14 protein-coding genes are annotated in these 18936 nt (G+C 41.0%); 6 read left to right on the top strand and 8 right to left on the bottom strand.

The annotated features are described in order from the left end of the window. Nucleotides 1-100: 100 nt before the first annotated feature. From J4861_RS09875 to J4861_RS09865, 3 genes are all read right to left on the bottom strand, one after another. On the bottom strand, nucleotides 101-244 hold the full coding sequence (locus J4861_RS09875) for a hypothetical protein (RefSeq protein WP_211816722.1): 144 nt from the start codon (nucleotides 242-244) through the stop codon (nucleotides 101-103). 53 nt (nucleotides 245-297) lie between these two features. Then, nucleotides 298-1620 carry a radical SAM/SPASM domain-containing protein gene (locus J4861_RS09870; protein WP_249110826.1) on the bottom strand — a complete coding sequence of 441 codons (1323 nt, stop codon included), beginning with the start codon at nucleotides 1618-1620 and terminating at the stop codon, nucleotides 298-300. A 592-nt stretch (nucleotides 1621-2212) separates the two neighbouring features. Beyond that, nucleotides 2213-2440 (bottom strand): hypothetical protein, encoded by a 228-nt coding sequence (locus J4861_RS09865; RefSeq protein ID WP_211816720.1) that lies wholly within the window; start codon nucleotides 2438-2440, stop codon nucleotides 2213-2215. A 513-nt stretch (nucleotides 2441-2953) separates the two neighbouring features. Here J4861_RS09865 and J4861_RS09860 point away from each other — a divergent pair. Continuing rightward, nucleotides 2954-4390, top strand: a complete 1437-nt coding sequence (locus J4861_RS09860) for a hypothetical protein (protein ID WP_249110825.1) — start codon at nucleotides 2954-2956, stop codon at nucleotides 4388-4390. A 148-nt stretch (nucleotides 4391-4538) separates the two neighbouring features. Beyond that, complete coding sequence (locus J4861_RS09855; RefSeq protein ID WP_211816718.1) at nucleotides 4539-5387, top strand: YMGG-like glycine zipper-containing protein; 849 nt, start codon at nucleotides 4539-4541, stop codon at nucleotides 5385-5387. Between the two features lie 791 nt (nucleotides 5388-6178). On the opposite strand, the gene J4861_RS09850 is transcribed toward J4861_RS09855, so the two are convergent. Together J4861_RS09850 and gdhA are read right to left on the bottom strand one after the other, a co-directional pair. Further along, complete coding sequence (locus tag J4861_RS09850) at nucleotides 6179-6973, bottom strand: septal ring lytic transglycosylase RlpA family protein (RefSeq protein WP_211816717.1); 795 nt, start codon at nucleotides 6971-6973, stop codon at nucleotides 6179-6181. Nucleotides 6974-7064: 91 nt separating this feature from the next. After that, nucleotides 7065-8402, bottom strand: a complete 1338-nt coding sequence (gene gdhA / locus J4861_RS09845; RefSeq protein ID WP_211816716.1) for an NADP-specific glutamate dehydrogenase — start codon at nucleotides 8400-8402, stop codon at nucleotides 7065-7067. 257 nt (nucleotides 8403-8659) lie between these two features. On the opposite strand from gdhA, the gene J4861_RS09840 reads away from it, so the two are divergent. The 4 genes from J4861_RS09840 to J4861_RS09825 all read left to right on the top strand — a co-directional run bounded on the left by J4861_RS09840 (nucleotide 8660) and on the right by J4861_RS09825 (nucleotide 15223). After that, a complete protein-coding gene (locus J4861_RS09840; RefSeq protein ID WP_211816715.1) occupies nucleotides 8660-11683 on the top strand; it encodes a PEP/pyruvate-binding domain-containing protein in 3024 nt (1007 codons plus the stop codon). 824 nt (nucleotides 11684-12507) lie between these two features. Next, the gene (locus J4861_RS09835; RefSeq protein ID WP_211816714.1) at nucleotides 12508-12711 is read left to right on the top strand and encodes a hypothetical protein; all 204 of its coding nucleotides are present in this window, start codon (nucleotides 12508-12510) and stop codon (nucleotides 12709-12711) included. A 43-nt stretch (nucleotides 12712-12754) separates the two neighbouring features. Then, nucleotides 12755-14365, top strand: coding sequence for a hypothetical protein (locus J4861_RS09830; protein ID WP_211817781.1), 1611 nt, complete (start codon nucleotides 12755-12757; stop codon nucleotides 14363-14365). 405 nt (nucleotides 14366-14770) lie between these two features. Then, a complete protein-coding gene (locus tag J4861_RS09825) occupies nucleotides 14771-15223 on the top strand; it encodes an HU family DNA-binding protein (RefSeq protein WP_211816713.1) in 453 nt (150 codons plus the stop codon). A gap of 346 nt (nucleotides 15224-15569) precedes the next feature. On the opposite strand, the gene J4861_RS09820 is transcribed toward J4861_RS09825, so the two are convergent. The 3 genes from J4861_RS09820 to J4861_RS09810 all read right to left on the bottom strand — a co-directional run bounded on the left by J4861_RS09820 (nucleotide 15570) and on the right by J4861_RS09810 (nucleotide 18918). Then, nucleotides 15570-17081, bottom strand: a complete 1512-nt coding sequence (locus J4861_RS09820) for a class I adenylate-forming enzyme family protein (protein ID WP_211816712.1) — start codon at nucleotides 17079-17081, stop codon at nucleotides 15570-15572. Continuing rightward, the gene (locus J4861_RS09815) at nucleotides 17078-17923 is read right to left on the bottom strand and encodes an SDR family NAD(P)-dependent oxidoreductase (RefSeq protein WP_428842167.1); all 846 of its coding nucleotides are present in this window, start codon (nucleotides 17921-17923) and stop codon (nucleotides 17078-17080) included. The genes J4861_RS09820 and J4861_RS09815 overlap by 4 nt, the downstream gene beginning before the upstream one ends. Nucleotides 17924-18192: 269 nt before the next feature. After that, nucleotides 18193-18918, bottom strand: a complete 726-nt coding sequence (locus J4861_RS09810) for an RDD family protein (RefSeq protein ID WP_211816711.1) — start codon at nucleotides 18916-18918, stop codon at nucleotides 18193-18195. Nucleotides 18919-18936: the final 18 nt, after the last annotated feature.

The raw sequence follows: 18936 nt of genomic DNA, 5'->3' as shown, positions 1-18936 counted from the left end.
ATCTATATCTTTGATAGCATTTTGTAAAAAAGTATTTTTATTAGGCATGATATATTTTTTTATTAGTCACTCCAGTCCAAACCATCACCATTATTTTCACTCACTTCATTGGCGTAATCCTCATTCCAATATTAATTTCTTTCTTTCTGTCGTATACTTCGTCTGCGGTAAACCAATTATCCCAATCATCAATAAAATACTCTTTCTCGTCATACTCATTATACCTTGTATCTGAGTATTCCATACCTTTAATTTTTCCCATAGTTGTCTATTTTTTTATTATTAATAATAACTCTATTATTGAAATAGAGCTTCGTTTGTTCTTATCATTTGTTTGTATATACTCTGCTTATATTCTGCTGTACATTTTCTGCGTGGATGGTTGACTATCTTGAAAGCTTCCTCTTGCTGAAAGTCTTTAAAATATTGTATTCTACATCCTCCACCGCAGATGTATCGCAAATCGCAATTTCTACAAGATATCAAGTTATCTACACATGAAATTCTACTTGCTTCTTTTGAGAAAGAGAGTATCTCTTCAAAAGAATTTCTTCTTATGTTCAAAGAAGTTGGGAGCATAGATAATGAAGGACAGAAATATACGTTTCCATTTGACTCTATTGTCAGGTTGCCAAATTCACAATTGTTTTCTAACAAAAAGTGTGTATGGAAATCAATGAAAGCTAAGTCTAAAACGTCCTCACCCATACAAGATTTGTATATGGATTCTGTAATAGTCTCATATTCTTGTTTTTCTGGTGAAGAAAATTTTATCTCTCGCCCATCTAATAAACTTGTTGTGAAACGGATTCCGAAAGGCTTATCTTTATATTTTTCTATAAGTTCCTTTCCAAAGGTTGCATACCCTTGTATCTTATTTTTTAGAGTTTTGTCAAACCAAGGGGTGATACCAATATCTGTTGGCACACCGTAAGATAGAAATGTATCAACAGTATTGAGTGCCTTCTCGAAGTTGTCTTTACCCCTGATTTTAGAGTTTTCTTCTTCGTTAATCCCATCAATACTTATCTGAACACGTGATAGATATGGACTAACAGCTTTAATGTCTTCTTCTTTCCATAAAGTTCCGTTGGTCAGAACTTCTACATTTAGTCCTGAACTATGCGTGTGTTTGATGATATCAAGAAGATCTGTTCTCATACAAACCTCTCCCCCTGTGAATGTTATTTGCTCACCTCCACTCTCTTTAAATAGATCTATTACTTTATAGATTTCTTCTGTAGTTAACTCCTTTTCTTTCTTCTTTCCTGCATACATATAGCAGTGGGGACAGCTCATATTGCATGCATTGGTTAAATGAAATTGCATAACCCCACTATAGTTTGCAGGTCTTACATCTTTCTTCTCAAACTGCTTAGCTTCTATTTGAATTACTACGGTATGTGCATTCTTTTGGTTGCCTTTAAAAGACTTTAAGGCTGTCTCAAGATTGTTAGTTTGTAAGAGTTTGAAAAAGTCTATTTGTTCTTCATTCTCAAGTACAATCCAATTAGCAGTAAGAGGTGAAACTATCACATAGAGCCCTAAAATAGACTCTATGTGTAGTTGTTCGGGAAAACTATAAACCTTTAGTGGGCTTATGCTTTTTCTTTTCTCCATATTTGAGATGTTACAGAATACCTTTGGAGCCTGTGTGAGTCTTTTTGCAACATACAGCATAGCAGCCGTAGAAAAGTCTTTTGTCTTTTTTCTTCTCGACGTAATAGATAATTTCCATAATTTCTAATTATTAAAATGTTAGTAATGATGCAGAGAGGATAAAAGAAGAAAGGGGACACGGCCCGCTTTATCTTTATTTATCCGGTTCGGTTCTGGAAAACACCTTGGAGTCAAAATAAAGTAAAGACAGTCCATGCCCCCATATAGGATAGGGGCACAGAACCTGCCTAAACTCGATTAGTGACGACTCCTTAGTTGAATTTTCCAGATTTAACCGGGTCGAATAACCTCGTTTGCAAGTTTTGTGCAATGAATGGCGAGTGGTTTGTAAAGTACCCACCAAACATGGCACAAATGTAGGGAATTTATTGGAAATGGCAAAATAATAATGAAATAAAGTAAAGAAAACACAATGAAAAGTATATATTAATACTACTCTAAAGAATATAATTACGATATATTTGCTTGGTAAAATATGTTCAGTAGAAAGCTTGTTTACTGTTTTAGCTAATAGAAGCTATCACATTTTAGCCTATTGGCTATCAAACTTGCTTTCCTCTTTATCCATTCTTTCCCAGATTCTTTTATAAACCTTACGGTTGTTGCCAAAAGGATAAAAGCCGAGAATACGCCAGTTAGGAGGGTAAGTGTGGCGGCTGTTACAGTTTGGGCAGGGCATTGGAACTGACATAGCAGTTGCTCCATACTCAATATCTAATGCACGGAAAGTGTTGTTGCAGTTATCGCATCTGAAATTCATATAACCTCTGATCATAAGTTTGATGTTTTAAATTATATTTCTTTGTCTTGTCGTGAAGAAAGCAACTTCTTTGTCGGGAAAGAGTTGTACTATCACAAGTGAATAACACATGGTTGAAAAGTATGAACTATTTACTCCTCTATGAGCCGAAAAAACTCAATTTAACTGGTAGTTGTGAGTAGGATAGTACTGCAGATTAAGGCAACTCCAAGGGTAAAGATAAATGTTGTTTTGTTCATAATTTATTAAGTTTTTGTTTCTGTTTGCAAAATAAATGTATCTTCGTGAGAGGCACAAAGGATTTAATTTGTATTTTTGCGGAAGAGTAGCTTAAGTGCTGCGATTAGTAATATATGAAGAAAGGGGAAGTCAAAATTGTAGGAAAGAACTTCGGAATCTTCTTTACAGATTGAGGGTGAAAAGTGGTGTTAATAACAGAAAACGTTTGGAAGGACTTGTATCTCTATAGTGTGTGTAGGCAGGCAGAAGATGACAAAGCTAAGAATGAAAGATATGAAATTAGACGATAAAACTATCAACTTAAGTACTGAGGAGGCTAAGACGTGCGGAAAGTCTGTCAGGACTGATACTGAAGACGAGACTATAAAGGTAAAGCTGAATGCTGTCTATCGGCTCAGACTATTATATAATAGTGGTGAAGAGCTATGGAGACATATAGGAAAATCGGGCAGTGGAAACAATTCCTTTGGTCGTGTTGGAGGGAAAGATGCCTTTTTGCGTAAGGCTGTTTATCACGAGTTGGAGCGTGAGTGGGAGGATGAAATGGGGATTTCTCTTGACAGATTGATAGACGCTTATGGGTTGGCGGAAAGACTGATGGAGAGGTACAAGCCCTTGCTGGGGGATGTCGAAGATAGGGATGTGAGGACAGAATGTTGTGAGCAAATTGTCAATGTCTGTGTTTTTGATGATGAGATAACAGAACGTGAGGGTACGAGGAAACAAGAACTTCTACTACGATTAAAGGAAGAAGATGCTTATTGTCTTGCGGTTTTTCTATTGATGTTACTCGGTGCACTGCCCTTGTCAGTCGAGACACGACAGGGCGATGCGAAGCAGATGAAGGGACAATATGAGTCGGTCTATAACTTCTTTCTACGTGTATGTCATCGGAATATACTTTTTGTACAAACCCCAAGGATGACACTTTTTCATAAGGTTTTAAAGGAAGCGGAAGAGAAACTGACGCGTATTCGGTTGGTAAAATTTACGGCTGACATACTTTGTAATCTATCAGTTCTTGCCAGCGCAGAGCAAGTTGCAGAGAATGGTCGGCGTGGTCAGTGGGACCAGTTATACCCCAACCTTGATGGTTATTGGCTTGGTGAGCATCATAGTGAGCAGAAATTAGATTACTGGGGAGTAGAAGAATTAGCGACAAGCTATCTATTTTGTCATTATTTTCAGAAGGAAGGCGAGGTCGGTAAGCTGCATCAGCAAGAGTTTACTATAAGTTTTTATCGGAATGAGGAGGATTATGCCTGTGTGCAGCATCCTCGTTCTGTCTTGCAGTGGTTGAATAACGACAAGTTATCAAAGGATGATATCACCTATCCATACTTTGTTTTCTTCGGTGGAGATAGCCCGACGAAGATAGCATTTGAGTCATTTATGATGGACGTATCTTGGTTTCGTCCGATGCAATTGACACGTGCAAAAGATGATTGGAATCCCCCAATAGAAAAAGGAATGAAGGTGACAAATGACTTTGAAGCTTATTCCTATACTTTCTATCTTGGCTTAGAAGCTATTACACCAGATTTTATCTCTGTAAAAGATGAGAATGGGAAGTCATATAGAGTTTCTGTTTCTGAGCATGAAGAGTTGAGAAACTGTACATTGAATGATGCTATTGGTATTATCACTTGGGCTGGTAAACGTTATATTGCGTTTGATCATCTGATGCTATATCTGCCGATAGACTCATAGTAAATGTGGCTGTTCGTAACTGTTGAAAATCAGCAAGATGGAGGATATATTTAGTAACTTTAGGGTTTTCCCCTCACTGAGTAGGGAAATATCTTTGTAAATGTGAAAATATGTAGCTAATTTTGCCAACGTTAAGAATTTGTAAGTTATGAAGAAGTTTTTAATTCTTTCCCTCTCGGCAGCCGTGGTGCTTAGTAGTTGTAACACCTATACAGGCTCAGGTGCTATCACAGGTGGCTCGTTAGGAAGCATTCTTGGAAGCGCTATTGGTGGTATTGCTGGTGGAGCGAGAGGCTCAGATATAGGTACGATTGTTGGTATGGCTGGTGGTGCTATCATAGGTGCTTCTACAGGTGCAAAGGCTGACAGACGTGCGAAAGAGGATGTACACGACCATTACGAGAAGGTGCAACAGCGTAAGGCACGTGAAAGAAGGAATCAATCAGGATACGATAATTATAATCAGACAGACGACTATGCACGGCCTAATAGGGTAGATGGAAGCGGTTTTGATAGCACCAACTCTGGTGACGACCGTATTTACGACTTCCAAGGCAGTGATTATACAGGCAGTTACAGTGCGGCACAGCCAAATACCAAGGCACCAGCTGAGTCAAGTGTGGATAAGTTGGCAGGTAATTATCAGTATACACCGAATATTGAGATTATCAATGCTCGTTTTGTTGATGATAACCAAGATGGTATCTTGTCGCGCAATGAGGTGGGTAAGATTATCTTTGAGGTGATGAATCGAGGAGATAAGACGATCAGTGATGTACAGCCTTCAGTGTTGGAAACAACCGGTAATGCACACATTTACATCAGTCCATCTATTCACATTGAGAGTATTGCACCCGGTAAGGGCGTTCGTTACACAGCACTTGTGAAGGCTGATAAGAAATTAAAGGATGGTATGGCACGATTTGCTTTAACTGTTTTGCAGGGTCAGAAGAGTATAAGCAAAGTGACAGAATTCAATATAAGAACCAGCAAGTAAGATTGTTGATAAACAGAAAACATAAATCGTCAGCAAATCGTCTTACGATATGGATTCTAAAAGGATAAGATTAAATAGAGATTATAAAGATATTATTGTGTAAGTACTAACTACTGATAACTAAAACTTTAAATGACGGAATGGGGCTGTATCATTAAACTGGTGCAGCCTCTATTTCTTTTTAACCCAAATCGGTCATTAGAGGCTAAACTTATTTCTACAAACAACTTATTCCTATTAGCCTAATTAGGCTATTTGGTCTAATTGGTCTAATTAAGCTAATAACTTATTATTCTGTCATAATTTTTCACATCATAATTTTGAATACATGCTCTTTTGGCTTCTAAAAGATGCCTAATCAGCTTGCAATAGGTGCCCTTTAAGGCTCTTACTAACGCCCTTTTGAAGTCCAATTAAGCACCTTTTACTTTACAGCTTTATAACTAATTGATTTCCTGTTGATTACAAACCTGCCTTTTATACGTGTTTTTACCGTTAGTTATAGATGCTTTCTTTGAATTTATGTAATGATTTTTCAGGTTCTTATCTATAGATTTTCGAAATCTTAGAGACAAGGTTTTCAATGTCAGAGGATGATAATAGGATAGAATGTTGATAGTCTTAGCCAAGTTTTTGTTTAATGTGTAACTATGGTTCTTCCGTTGAAACAATACGAAAAGCGTCCACACATTTAACGGAGGAACCTTTTTAGTGTGGGGATATAACGGTATTAACGCTCCTCCCTATGGGGAGGGGACGGGGAGGGCTGCTTGCTTATGTCTTATTCTTTTCTATTCAAAAAGCCCAGTTACACCATCCTTCACACGTTTGAAGAAGTTGGTCCAACTGCTACTTGAATTGTTCTTTGAAGTAGTCGATTGTGTGGTTGACTTGTTCTGCTGAGCAGTTTGCTGTCGGTTGGTTGCAGCAGGAGTGGTACGGGCTGTCGCCTGATTCTTAGTCTTGGTAACCTGCTGGTTAGCTGGAGTAGAAGTTTGTACCTGCTTGCGTGTCTCGCTAATGTTTTCTTTCTCCACCTTGCCTTGCTGAAGATTCTTTTTATTATTTAAGCGCGTGTCAACTTTGCGCTCAATCTCTTTAGGTTTATCCTCTTCAACCTTTTCCCATTCAGGGATAAACTCATAGCATACGCCTGCAGTACCATATTCAATTTCAGGCATTTCAAGTGTACCATTTGACTCAGAAGGGAATGGTATCTCTGTTTCTTTGCGTACAAGCTCAACCTTCACGTAAGCCACACCACTGGCAAGTGTACCTAATTCGCGTGCAGCAGCATAGGATAAGTCAACGACACGACCACGAACAAATGGGCCACGGTCCGTTACGCGGACAATGACAGACTTACCATTACGAGGATTCGTAATCTTTAGACGTGTACCAAAGGGGAGTGTGCGATGTGCACAAGTAAAAGCATTACGGTCATAGCGTTCGCCATTACTCATTCGGCGACCGTGTAATCCGTTACTATAATAAGAAGCTTTACCATCTGACTGTGCTTTTATAGTCAGTGTAAAGACGTTGCATAGCGCAAATAACGCTATAAGGAGAAGTTTGGTTCTATACATATTAATTTATTAGTATCGCCAGCCTTCTCTCATAGAGTTAACTCCCTCCCTGCTTTGGAGAGCAGGAGAGGGAATAGATAGACTGGTTTTTTTATACGACACCCTGGGCAAGCATAGCCTTCGCTACCTTCATGAAGCCCGCAATATTGGCGCCCTTAATATAATCGATGTAACCATCAGCCTGCTTACCATACTTCACGCACTGCTCATGGATAGAGCTCATGATGTAATGGAGCTTCTGATCAACCTCTTCCGGACTCCATGAGAGACGGAGAGAGTTCTGTGACATTTCGAGACCTGATGTAGCCACACCACCTGCGTTGACAGCCTTACCAGGAGCGAAGAGCTGCTTCGCTGCCGTGAACTTATCAGCAGCCTCTGCTGTACAACCCATATTTGAAACCTCAGCTACGCACAATGGCTTGTAAGCAAGAATCTTGTCGGCATCCTCACCATTAAGTTCGTTCTGAGTAGCACATGGCAAATAGATATCTGCCTTCTGCTCCCAAGGCTTGCGACCCTTGAAGAACTGTGAGCCAGGATATTTCTCTGCATATGGCTCACAAACATCATTACCACTGTTACGGAGTTCGAGCATGTACTCAATCTTCTCACCGCTAATGCCTTCTGGGTCATAGATATAACCATCAGGACCACTCAATGTGATAACCTTTGCACCAAGTTCGGTAGCCTTCTTAGCAGCACCCCATGCAACGTTACCGAAACCTGAGATGGCAACAGTCTTACCCTTGATGTCAAGACCGTGAGTCTCCATCATCTGGTGAACGAAGTAGAGTGCACCATAACCTGTAGCCTCTGGACGGAGGATAGAGCCACCCCATTCTCTGCCCTTACCTGTGAGCATACCCTGGAACTGGTGAGTCAGCTTACGATACTGACCGAAGAGGTAACCAATTTCACGACCACCAACACCTATATCGCCTGCAGGAACATCCTCGTCAGGACCGATGTGACGATACAACTCGTTCATGAAAGCCTGGCAGAAACGCATGATTTCAGCATCGCTCTTACCACGTGGAGAGAAGTCTGAACCACCCTTACCACCACCCATAGGCAATGTGGTGAGTGCATTCTTGAAGGTTTGCTCGAAACCGAGGAACTTCAGGATGCTGAGGTTTACTGATGCGTGGAAACGCAGACCACCCTTGTAAGGACCGATAGCGCCATTAAACTGCACGCGATAACCAATGTTTACCTGAACCTTACCCTGATCATCAACCCAAGGTACGCGGAATGTGATAACACGCTCAGGCTCAACAATACGCTCAATAATACTTGCGCGCTCAAACTCTGGGTGCTGATTGTAAACATCCTTTACAGACATGAGTACTTCATGTACGGCCTGTAAATACTCTGACTCACCTGGATGCTTCTGCTCCAGTGCTTGCATGATTTTTTCGACTTCCATAGTAAATTGACTTTTATTTGTTTATGTTAGATAGTATCATTCAGTTCAGAATGGTACGGCAAATATATCCAAATTCTATCAAAAGTCCAAATGAAAATCAAAAATTTTTCATTTTTTTCTTTCTTTTTGGAAGCTACTTAAGTCGCAAAAAATGGTAACCAGTATGCAAAGTAATAAAAAATATATTATTTAAGTTGCGAAAAGATAGGTTGACTTGTATTTATTTTGTATTTTTGTCCAATATTAAGTTTTGGATTATGAGTGAGCAAATTCCTGCAGAATGGGGTAATTTTTACCTAAAAGACGTTAGTTTCGTCAATCTGATGATGCGACGAATCTACAATGTTTTGATAGTAGCTAATCCATACGATGCCTTCATGTTGGAGGATGATGGACGCGTGGAAGAGAAGATCTACAATGAGTATATGGAATTAGGTCTGCGTTATCCGCCAACCTTTACACAGGTGTCTACTATCGAAGAGGCCTCTAAGGTGCTCAATACTGTAGACATTGACCTTGTTATCTGTATGCCAGGTAATGCTGATAACGATGCCTTTGATGTTGCAAGAGCAGTGAAGGCAGAGTTCCCAGACATCCACTGTGTGGTACTGACTCCCTTCTCTCATGGTATTACAAAACGTATACAAAACGAAGACCTTAGTATCTTTGATTATGTGTTCTGTTGGTTGGGGAATACCAATCTTATTCTTTCTATCATTAAGTTGATGGAGGATAAGATGAATATAGAGAATGATATCCATGAGGTGGGAGTACAGATGATATTGCTGGTAGAAGATTCTATCCGTTTTTACTCATCTATTCTACCTAACTTATATAGCTATATTCTTACGCAGAGTCAGAACTTTGCCACAGAAGCCTTGACCCGTCACGATGCTTCCTTACGTCAGCGTGGACGTCCAAAGGTAGTCTTAGCACGCACTTACGAGGAAGCATGGGATATCTATCAACGTTATAAGGACAACTGTTTGGGTGTTATCTCTGATGTGAGGTTCCCTATTAATAATGTGAAAGAACAGGGGACTACTGCGACCGAAGGGAACATAGCCGTAGTAGCGAAAGACCCAGAGGCAGGCTTAAAACTACTTCGTGCCATAAGGAAAGAAGATGAATACCTCCCTTTGATTATAGAAAGTTCGGAGAGTGAGAACCGTGAGAAGGCTGAGGCAGAAGGATTCCACTTTGTAGATAAGAACTCAAAGAAGATGAGTGTAGACCTTCGCCACCTACTCGAGGAACACATGGGTTTTGGTGATTTCATCTTCCGTAATCCAGAAACACGTGAGGAGGTGATGCGCATTCGAAGCTTGAAAGAGTTGCAAGATAACATCTTTAAGATTCCACGTGACTCTATGCTCTATCATATCTCTCGCAATCACATGAGTCGTTGGCTCTCTGCACGTGCCATTTTCCCAGTTTCTTCCTTCCTAAAAGGTATTACATGGCATAAACTACAGGATGTAGATATGCACCGACAGATTATCTTTGATGCCATTGTTGCCTATCGAAGGATGCGCAATGTGGGTGTTGTTGCCTTGTTTGATAGGCGAAAATTCGACCGATATGCCCATTTTGCTCGTATTGGAGACGGCTCGTTAGGAGGTAAGGGACGTGGTTTGGCTTTCCTTGATAATGTTATTAAACTCCGACCAGACTTCAATCGCTTCCCCAATGCAAAGGTACAGATACCGAAGACAGTCGTTCTTTGTACGGATGTCTTCGATAGCTTTATGGAACAGAACAATCTTTACCAGATAGCCTTGAGTGATGCGAGCGACGAAGAGATACTCCAAGCCTTCCTTCATGCCCAGTTACCAGATGAGTATATAGGCGATTTCTTTACCTTCTTTGAGGCTACTCGCTCACCAATCGCGGTCCGTTCCAGTTCGTTGTTGGAAGATAGTCACTATCAACCCTTTGCTGGTATCTATTCTACTTATATGATTCCTTATCTCGAGGATAAGTATGAGATGCTGCGAATGTTGGCTTGTGCGATTAAAGCCGTCTATGCTTCGGTTTATTATCGTGACTCCAAAGCCTATATGACTGCCACAAGTAATGTCATTGATCAGGAGAAGATGGCAGTTATCTTACAGCAGGTTGTCGGTAAGGAGTATGGAGATCATTTCTATCCAAACATCTCTGGTGTTCTTCGTTCTCTCAACTATTACCCGATAGGAGAAGAGAAAGCAGAGGAAGGTATTGCCTCTTTGGCTTTGGGTTTAGGTAAGTATATTGTCGATGGTGGGCAGACACTGCGCGTTTGTCCGTTCCATCCGCATCAAGTGTTACAGATGAGCGAAATGGAAATAGCCTTGCGCGAAACCCAAACTCAGTTCTATGCGCTCGACATGAAGCATATCAGTGAGGACTTTAAGGTAGATGACGGCTTTAATATCCTCAAACTGCGTGTGAAAGATGCAGAGACAGATGGTAGTCTACAATATATCACTTCCACTTATTCTCCCGAAGACCATGCTATTTATGATGGACTCTATGAGGGAGGAAGAAAGATTATTTCTTTCTGTGGTGTCCTCCAACAGGACGTCTTTCCACTACCAGAGTTGTTACAAATGGCAATGACATACGGTGCTGAGGCTATGCGTCGCCCAGTTGAGATTGAGTTTGCTGTTAATCTGAATGATGACCGTACGGGTGAATTATACCTCTTGCAGATTCGTCCAATCGTTGATTCTAAGCAGATGTTAGAAGAAGACCTTACTGCAATACATGACGAAGAATGTCTCTTGAGGAGCCATAATTCTTTGGGGCATGGCGTTTCTGACGATGTACAAGATGTTGTGTATGTAAAGACCGACAGTTCTTTTACAGCATCTAACAACCCAACTATTGCTGATGAGATAGAACGGATAAACCGTAAGTTCCTTGATACTGACAAGAATTATGTACTCATTGGTCCTGGTCGTTGGGGTTCAAGCGACCCTTGGTTGGGTATTCCTGTGAAGTGGCCACATATCTCGGCAGCCCGTGTCATCGTTGAGGAGGGACTGGAACACTATCGTGTAGACCCAAGTCAGGGAACACATTTCTTCCAAAATCTCACCTCTTTCGGTGTAGGCTATTTCACAATTAATCCTTATAAGGAAGATGGATTTTATCAGCGTAGTGTACTTGATGCCCTTCCAGCTGTGGAAGAAACTCAGTGGGTGCGCCATGTTCGTTTCCCAAATCCATTAAAGATTATGATGGATGGTAAGAAACAAGAAGCCCTTATCATACTTCCTCAAGAGGAAAAGGAATAGACGTCCTCTTTAAGAAAAGGTATGATTCTATAAAAGTAAAGCCATCATCTGCGGCAATAGACTGTGGATGATGGCTTTTTTGTAAACCTTATATTTTTGGCAGTAATAAAAGTCTCTACTAAAAGCTGGAGGAAATGACGATAATATACAACTATTTTTTTATTTTGAGTTGCTGTCATATTTAACATTTCTCGTAAGTGTTTTGTAATCAATAGGTTTGAATTATATTTCGCATGACTTCAATGACAGCAAACTTCGTTTTGCTTTTCCCCTCGCTATTTAATAAAGGTTATGTCCTTACTTGATATGCCATGCGCCCTAAACGTTAAAGATTAGCTACGTATTTCGATTTGCTTTTATATTTATTTGCTATTTTCTTGTTTGTTTCATATATTCTCACTACCTTTGCGCCCAGTTAAATCAAAATTAACTTGTAATAACAATGAGCGTCATAAAGAATATTAATTCAGTAAAAGTTTGCACCTTTGGAAATAAAGGCGTAAACACGGTTTGTGCTGCATTAGATTCTTTAACGAAGAAAGACAGAAAAAATAGTGCAAATTATTTGGTAGTTCCAAATAATTTTGTACTCTCTCTCTCTCTCTCTCTCTCTCTCTCTCTCTCTCTCTCTCTCTCTCTCTCATATAGGCCAGGCCTAACCTCCCCACTTTTTTCTTTTCGCATACGCGCGCGAGGCGTGCTGTGCAACCCCTGTAAACAAAGGACTTTTCGGAGTTTCCTTTGTTCGCTTTTTTGTGTCCCTACGTAAACGAAATAAAAAGAAATTAAGCACGAAATAATAACTATTTTTAATCAATAAAACAATGGAGAAAAAGAAACAAAAGAAGAACTATTCTGCACCAAAGTGTGAAATAGTTCACGTAAATGAAACCACTTATTTGATGGACGCATCCATGCCTGGTCAGCACAAAAAGGCAAACCACGCTACTGGTCCAGCTGCTGCTAAGGCAAGTCAATGGAATGAGGATGACTTTGAAAACGAAGCCCCTACATCGTGGGAAGACTAACAGAGAGTTATTAACTAAAAGAACAAAGTAAAACGAATAAATGATGAAGAAAACAATGAAACAATATTCATTCGCATCGCAACTAAAGTCTTTGGCTGTCGTGTTCGGCATTGCCTTGACTTTCGCATCTTGTGCTAAGGACGATGTGGTACAAAATCCAACCAACAAAGAGGGCGATAACGATAAGAACCTAACAACTTTCGTAGCAGGCGACGAGGCAAAAACGCGTACGTCATTGGATTATAACAGTAGCGATTTCTCTTGGGAAGCAGGCGACTATATCTATGTTAAGGACGACGACGGCATAATGAGAAAGAGTACGAATGCTCCAACTCAGAAGGTAGCTTCTTTCCGATATAGAGTTCCTGGTAAGTTTGGCGCAAGTGCAAGCTATAAGGTCTATTACTTGGGTAAGAATAGTAACGGTAGCCAGGTAACAATCTCCGCAACGCAAAGTCAGTCTAAACCAGACAACACCGAGCATTTTGGCACAGCAGGCGACTACGGTACAGCTACGGCAACAGGAGCAGTAGGCGGTAGCATTTTTAGTTTTCAGTTAGAGCATCAGCCAGCTTACTTAGTTTTCCAGCCTTACACAAGTAACACAATTCTGCAAAACTGTTATTTAACTAAGGTAGAGGTAACTTCTGACAACGATATAGCCGAAACATACAGTGTCAATACAACTACAGGTGCTTTGGATGCTTCTGCAGGTACAGGTAGCAAACAAATCATCTTGACTACAAGCGGCAGTAGTACTAATCCAAACGGCTTCCCACTGACTAACAGCGCAGCCAGCGTAACCACAAACGGAGCTTATATGGTGATTAAGCCAGGAACTCATATCTTAAAAGTACGTTATTGGGTAAAGGACGTAGCTACCAACGTTGAGGGTACCATCACGAAGACGCTTCCTGCTACAGCTTACACTTCTAATACGTACTACGATATGACAGCTAACCTTAACGTACGTGACTACGACGGCGACCATTATTACATGTGGGATGCCCAGCAGCAATATTGGTATGGTTACGAATGGACAAGGCACTTGCCAGGAAACACAGGTCAGCCAACACTAAACGGTAACAGTTCATCAAATTACGCCCAGAGTAACAGCGATGTGTCTCGTTGGTACAACAAGAGTTTCCCAGGTTGGGGCATAAGCAACCCTGCCACTCACGCACCATGTAAGGATCTTCCCAACGCTAACGAGCTGTCTTGGTATGCAATGTTCGGCGATCCTCGTTGGGACGCAGATGAATTATGGACTACTATGGGTCATTTATATAAAGGTGGCATGTGGTTTAAGAAGAAGTCCGTGTTACAGGCAGAGAATCATTACGACACAGAGAAATCCGTCGATAATACAACCGACTTGCGTACAACATTTAAGAACTACTACAACAGCAATAGTAGTATTAGAGACTCTGGCCTCCCTTCTGCAGCCGATGCAAACAAATATTTCTACCTGCCCGCCTTGGGTTACTACAGCTCTGGTCAGCTGTACGCCGTTGGCAGCTACGTCTACTATTGGTCGTCAAGTGCTCACCCATGGTTCAGTAACACCGCTTACAGCCTGTACTTCAGCATCGGTACCGTCTACGTGGACAGCTACAACCGCCGCAGCGGGTTCAGGGCGGAGGCGTTTCAGTAGTTCTCGCGATTGCCCCTTTAAGAAAGCCCCACCCCGACCCTCCCCGAAAAGGGAGGGAGCCTAATGGGATAAAGGAGGGTGAGAGGTAAAGGAAAATCTAACGGGTTGCAATAAAATTTCTAACCTGTTAGAAATTTACGGGGAACGTGTTAGCGAGAAATTTCTAACGGGTTAGAAATTTTCTTCCGACCCGTTAGAAATTTTGCTCTGACCTAATATATGTTTTAAGCCTCCGCATTGTGCGAATTTTCCAAGCTTTGCGGAGGTTTTATTTCTTCTGAATACTGAACAAAAACGCTTTTACTTAAGCTTAATTATGCTGGGTATAAGAAACGGAACTAATGAAAAAAGTGTTGCTGCAAAGTGCAGCATAAGTAAGTAATAACTAATAAAATCTTAAACACAATGAAGATCAAATTGATTGAAAGAAGAAAGCCAGGCACCAAGACAGGTCCTGGGAAGTTTTATGCAAGTCCTGTGAACGTGGGGAAGAAAACCTTACGGGATATAGCGCATGACATTGCGGGACGTTCTTCGCTGACACGTGGTGATATTGAAAACGTACTATCAAACTTTATGGATTGTCTGCCTCATTACCTCCGTGACGGCTTTAGTGTGCAGTTGGGGGAGTTTGGCACAATGCGCCTGACACTTTCAAGCGAAGGGGCTGCAACGGAAAAGGCTTTTAAGACTGAAACGATTAAACCTCGTGTAGTCTTTACGCCAGGAAGAGAGTTGAAGAGTGAGCTTGCCATAAACTCTTACGAATCGGTGAGAAAGACAGAAGAGGCAGGGAAAGACAAGAAGAAAAAGGAAAAGAAAGAAGAGGAAAATGGACCTGTACCAGACACCGTTTAATCCTCATTGAATGCGAAAGGTTTTGGGTTAACAGAACAGATTTGAAAACAAACTCGGTTTTGAAAGATTCTGAATTAATTTTTATTCATGTTTTTAGAGATATGCCCTTGGTGCGATATCAATAGCAATACTTTTTAATTTATTAATTTAATTTTCGTTTTCTTGCCCCTGTCACCACTCTTGGTGTTATGGGGCAAGTTTTTTATTAATGTTGTAATATATCTTTACGCTTTGTTTTCATGTATGAGTTTATAAAGTTGAGGTATGTTATGCGATGGTATTTGATATGGATTATATATTTTCTATTCTCAAATAATTGTATTTTAGGAGTTAAAAGGAAGAGCCATTAGCGGACCTTTTGCTTACCAGTTGAGAGCATTTCAATGGTTTTGAAGCGGATGCTATGCGGCATTTCTGCCCGTGACAGTTGTGGACGGAGCCAGTTGAGGAGTGTTGCCTCTGTTAGAGTAGCCTTTGTTGTACACTCTATTTCCGTGTGGATGACATTGCCAAAGTTAGGGTCGGGAACGGTAAAGGCACGTGCAGCAATAATCATAGGGTGGGAGAGAAGTACATGTTCGATGTGTTCGGGCTGAACGTTCTCACCTCCACAGACTACCATTCGGTCGGCTCTTCCATGATGGAAGAAGTAACCTTCGCTATTCTGTGAGACTAAATCGCCTGTATTTTGCCATTGATTCTGTTTTCCATGCATCGCCCAACGAGAACGTACCCAAAGTGTTCCTATTCCTTCTTCATTGAGATTTTTTATTTTACAGTCAACTCCTTGGATAGGCTTACCTAAGGTTGTCTCTTCAAAGGAAGCTAATTCTTTGGGTGTTGCCAACATAAAAAATCCTGCTTCAGACGTACCATAAAGGTTAAAGAGTACCTTACCTATTTCTTTATGTGTCGTTTCGATGAGGCTTTTAGGCAGTCTGTCGCCACCGCTTATCAGACAACGTAGACTCTTCATCTTCTCCTTTGCATTTTCAATCTGCCAAAAACGTGCGAGCATTGCAGGAACAATTGGTATAACCTCTATCTGTTCACGCTGAATAATCTCTAAGGTTTTGATAGCATCGAAGCGTTTTTGTAGACATACCTTCTTACCCATAAGTAAGGAGATGATAAGCGTTGAAAGTCCGAAGCCATGATAGAATGGCAGTGAAATCAGCACACTCTTATATTCGTAGATTCTGATGTTGTGTAGTAGCGCAAGCAATGGAGGGAGAAAAGAGGTGACAGAAGGGCGGCGGGCAATACTCTTAAAGTCACCACTTGTTCCCCCTGAGTGAATGGTTATTTCTCCTCCTCGCCAAATTTTAGGGAGTTTTATATCTCTTTTTTGTGCCTCCTTAGAAAAAAGGATATCGCTTAGCGTCTCTGTTGTAACAGCCGTACAAGGAGTTTCTATGGGAACCTGTTTGAGTTCTTCGTCATATATAAAGAGTTGATAGTGATGCTTTTGTAAGACTGCTGTTATCTGTTCCGTACCTAAGTCTGTGCTAAGTAAGGTGGTGTGTATGCCTAATCGTGAGAGTGCATGTAGTAGGATGGTTAAGGTGAGGCTGTTACGTCCTATCAAAGCCACTCTCATTTTGGGTTGGAGGTGGTATTTTGTGTAGAGAATTTGTGCGAATTGACGAGTACGAGTGTAGAGCTCTCGATAGGTCAAAGATTGGCAATCATCAATGACTGCACAGCGTTGTGGATAGAAATAAGCAACAAAGCGAAGTAGCGCCATTAGGCTAATACCTTCCAAGATGAGGCTTTTTGCCCACACAAATAAGCCCTTTGGTGAGATTATGTGTAAGCGATAGAGGATAGAAAGGATAGCTTCATTCTTTCTTCTCATGGCAATCGCTTATAATATAGGTGGATAATCGGAGCAAAGAGATAGGCTATTGGGGCTGATAACTTTGCCCACCAAGGTTTATAAGTCCTAACCTCCCGAATGGCAAGTTTCAACAGAATATGGGCTGCATCAGCTGGAGCGTAAGCAGGTAGATGCTTGTATTGTTCGTTAACATCTGACATCGCTGTGTGAACCAAGGGTAAATAAGCTATCTGCACGTGAACACCTAACGGCGCAAACTCGCTGTCTGCCGTTTCGCACCATGTGTTTGCTGCACTTTTTGAGGCATGATAAGCCGACCAGCCCGGTGCCATTGGATAGAGTATACTCACTGATGAAGAGTAGATGATTCGTCCTTTGCTTGCTTTCAAAGCAGGTAAGATAGCTAATGAAAGTGCGACCAAGGAACGATAGTTGAGGTCCATCGTACGGTCATAGTCGTGGAGCCGGTCCAGTGCATCATTGATTTTGCGGTGGATAGATTTACCAGCATTGCAGAAAAAGTAATCCAACTGTGGTAGTGTTTCCTTTAGTTTCATGCAGAGCTGCTCCAGTTCTTCTCTGTTTCTTAGGTCTATTGCGCAGTACTCTGCACTATTTCCCATTTGCTTAGCCTTAGAACATAAGAAACGTAACTCCTCTTCACTTCGAGCAATGAGGAAGACATTTGCACCTGCACTGATTAATTTTTCGGTTAATGCTCGTCCTATCCCATGCGATGCGCCCGTCACAAGTACCCACTTCCCAGAGAAGTGTTCTCTTGTAATATCAGGTGTTATACTTATGGGTGGGTAAGCCAATGCTCCTCCAATAGCTATTATCTTTTTTCTGAGAGACGTCATAATAACTCTTTTCTAACGATCAGTAGTGCTTGTTTTGATAACCAATAGCGATGTGATTAATGCTCCGCACATCATGTGTTAGGCATGAACACCATGCGTGTTGGGCATCCGCACATTATGTGCTAAGCAAAAATACGTTGAATGAAAATGGGTAGAACGCTTTATAGTTGTCGTTATAACATGGCATCGTAAGGCACTAATACCAAAGTTATACAGAGCAGCTCTCTTAGATATCCATGCTGTTTTATACTTTCCTTTTCCCTATTTCTTTATATTATTTCCAACGTGAAATGCTGGTAATCACGTACGATTGTATAAAGAAACTTCTCATCAGCAGTGTTCGTGTCAGATATTTTGAGATGTTCTCGTACCTTAGTTGCAAGGGAAGCAATACGACGTTCGCGCTCGTATCCGTATTCAGAATTGAGCGTACGTTGGATGACATCAAGTTGGTTAAGAGAGAGGTCTTCAGCTTGTGGATAGACAGGTTTATACTTTCTATCAAGATAATAGAACTCGTCAAGTGATACTTGAATCTTGCGATAGTCATTAAGTTGGATGACCATTGTCCCTGCTGCGAGGTCGCCAAGACGTTGTGAATTCTTAGAGATGAGAATGACAAGTGCGCCAACACCAGAGAAACCAAGGTCGACAAGTTGTAGAAGCCAACGCATAAAAAAGTCACCAATGCCTGGTGTCGTTCCGTCTTTTTTCACAACACGGATATGCATCACCATCTTACCAACACTTTGCCCATGGTTGAAAAGTTCCATAAGGAAGTGGTAAAAGAGGGCAGGAAGGTAGATACCTAATAGGAAGAATAATTCATTCGAGGTAAAAGAAAGGTTTAACTCTGCTATTAGGAGGGTTACACCAACCAGATAGCAGATAATTAGGAAGTCATCAATTATTTGTGCAACGATACGCTCTCCTAAACTTGCCGGCGACTGACTTATTTGGACGTACTGACCTGTTATGATATTGGCTTCGGGCATTTTCTTGATAATTAAATG

The organism is Prevotella melaninogenica (genome assembly GCF_018127925.1).
GTDB lineage: Bacteria > Bacteroidota > Bacteroidia > Bacteroidales > Bacteroidaceae > Prevotella > Prevotella melaninogenica_C.
The sequence above is the reverse complement of the archived record's forward strand: the minus strand, read 5'-3'. Positions and strand labels throughout refer to the sequence as shown.

Excerpts from the sequence above, each read along its gene's own strand:
- J4861_RS09875 (WP_211816722.1), bottom strand. The coding sequence starts at position 244 with ATGGAATACTCAGATACAAGGTATAATGAGTATGACGAGAAAGAGTAT.
- J4861_RS09870 (WP_249110826.1), bottom strand. The coding sequence starts at position 1,620 with ATGGAGAAAAGAAAAAGCATAAGCCCACTAAAGGTTTATAGTTTTCCC.
- J4861_RS09865 (WP_211816720.1), bottom strand. The coding sequence starts at position 2,440 with ATGAATTTCAGATGCGATAACTGCAACAACACTTTCCGTGCATTAGAT.
- J4861_RS09860 (WP_249110825.1), top strand. The coding sequence starts at position 2,954 with ATGAAATTAGACGATAAAACTATCAACTTAAGTACTGAGGAGGCTAAG.
- J4861_RS09855 (WP_211816718.1), top strand. The coding sequence starts at position 4,539 with ATGAAGAAGTTTTTAATTCTTTCCCTCTCGGCAGCCGTGGTGCTTAGT.
- J4861_RS09850 (WP_211816717.1), bottom strand. The coding sequence starts at position 6,973 with ATGTATAGAACCAAACTTCTCCTTATAGCGTTATTTGCGCTATGCAAC.
- gdhA (WP_211816716.1), bottom strand. The coding sequence starts at position 8,402 with ATGGAAGTCGAAAAAATCATGCAAGCACTGGAGCAGAAGCATCCAGGT.
- J4861_RS09840 (WP_211816715.1), top strand. The coding sequence starts at position 8,660 with ATGAGTGAGCAAATTCCTGCAGAATGGGGTAATTTTTACCTAAAAGAC.
- J4861_RS09835 (WP_211816714.1), top strand. The coding sequence starts at position 12,508 with ATGGAGAAAAAGAAACAAAAGAAGAACTATTCTGCACCAAAGTGTGAA.
- J4861_RS09830 (WP_211817781.1), top strand. The coding sequence starts at position 12,755 with ATGAAGAAAACAATGAAACAATATTCATTCGCATCGCAACTAAAGTCT.
- J4861_RS09825 (WP_211816713.1), top strand. The coding sequence starts at position 14,771 with ATGAAGATCAAATTGATTGAAAGAAGAAAGCCAGGCACCAAGACAGGT.
- J4861_RS09820 (WP_211816712.1), bottom strand. The coding sequence starts at position 17,081 with ATGAGAAGAAAGAATGAAGCTATCCTTTCTATCCTCTATCGCTTACAC.
- J4861_RS09815 (WP_428842167.1), bottom strand. The coding sequence starts at position 17,923 with ATGACGTCTCTCAGAAAAAAGATAATAGCTATTGGAGGAGCATTGGCT.
- J4861_RS09810 (WP_211816711.1), bottom strand. The coding sequence starts at position 18,918 with ATGCCCGAAGCCAATATCATAACAGGTCAGTACGTCCAAATAAGTCAG.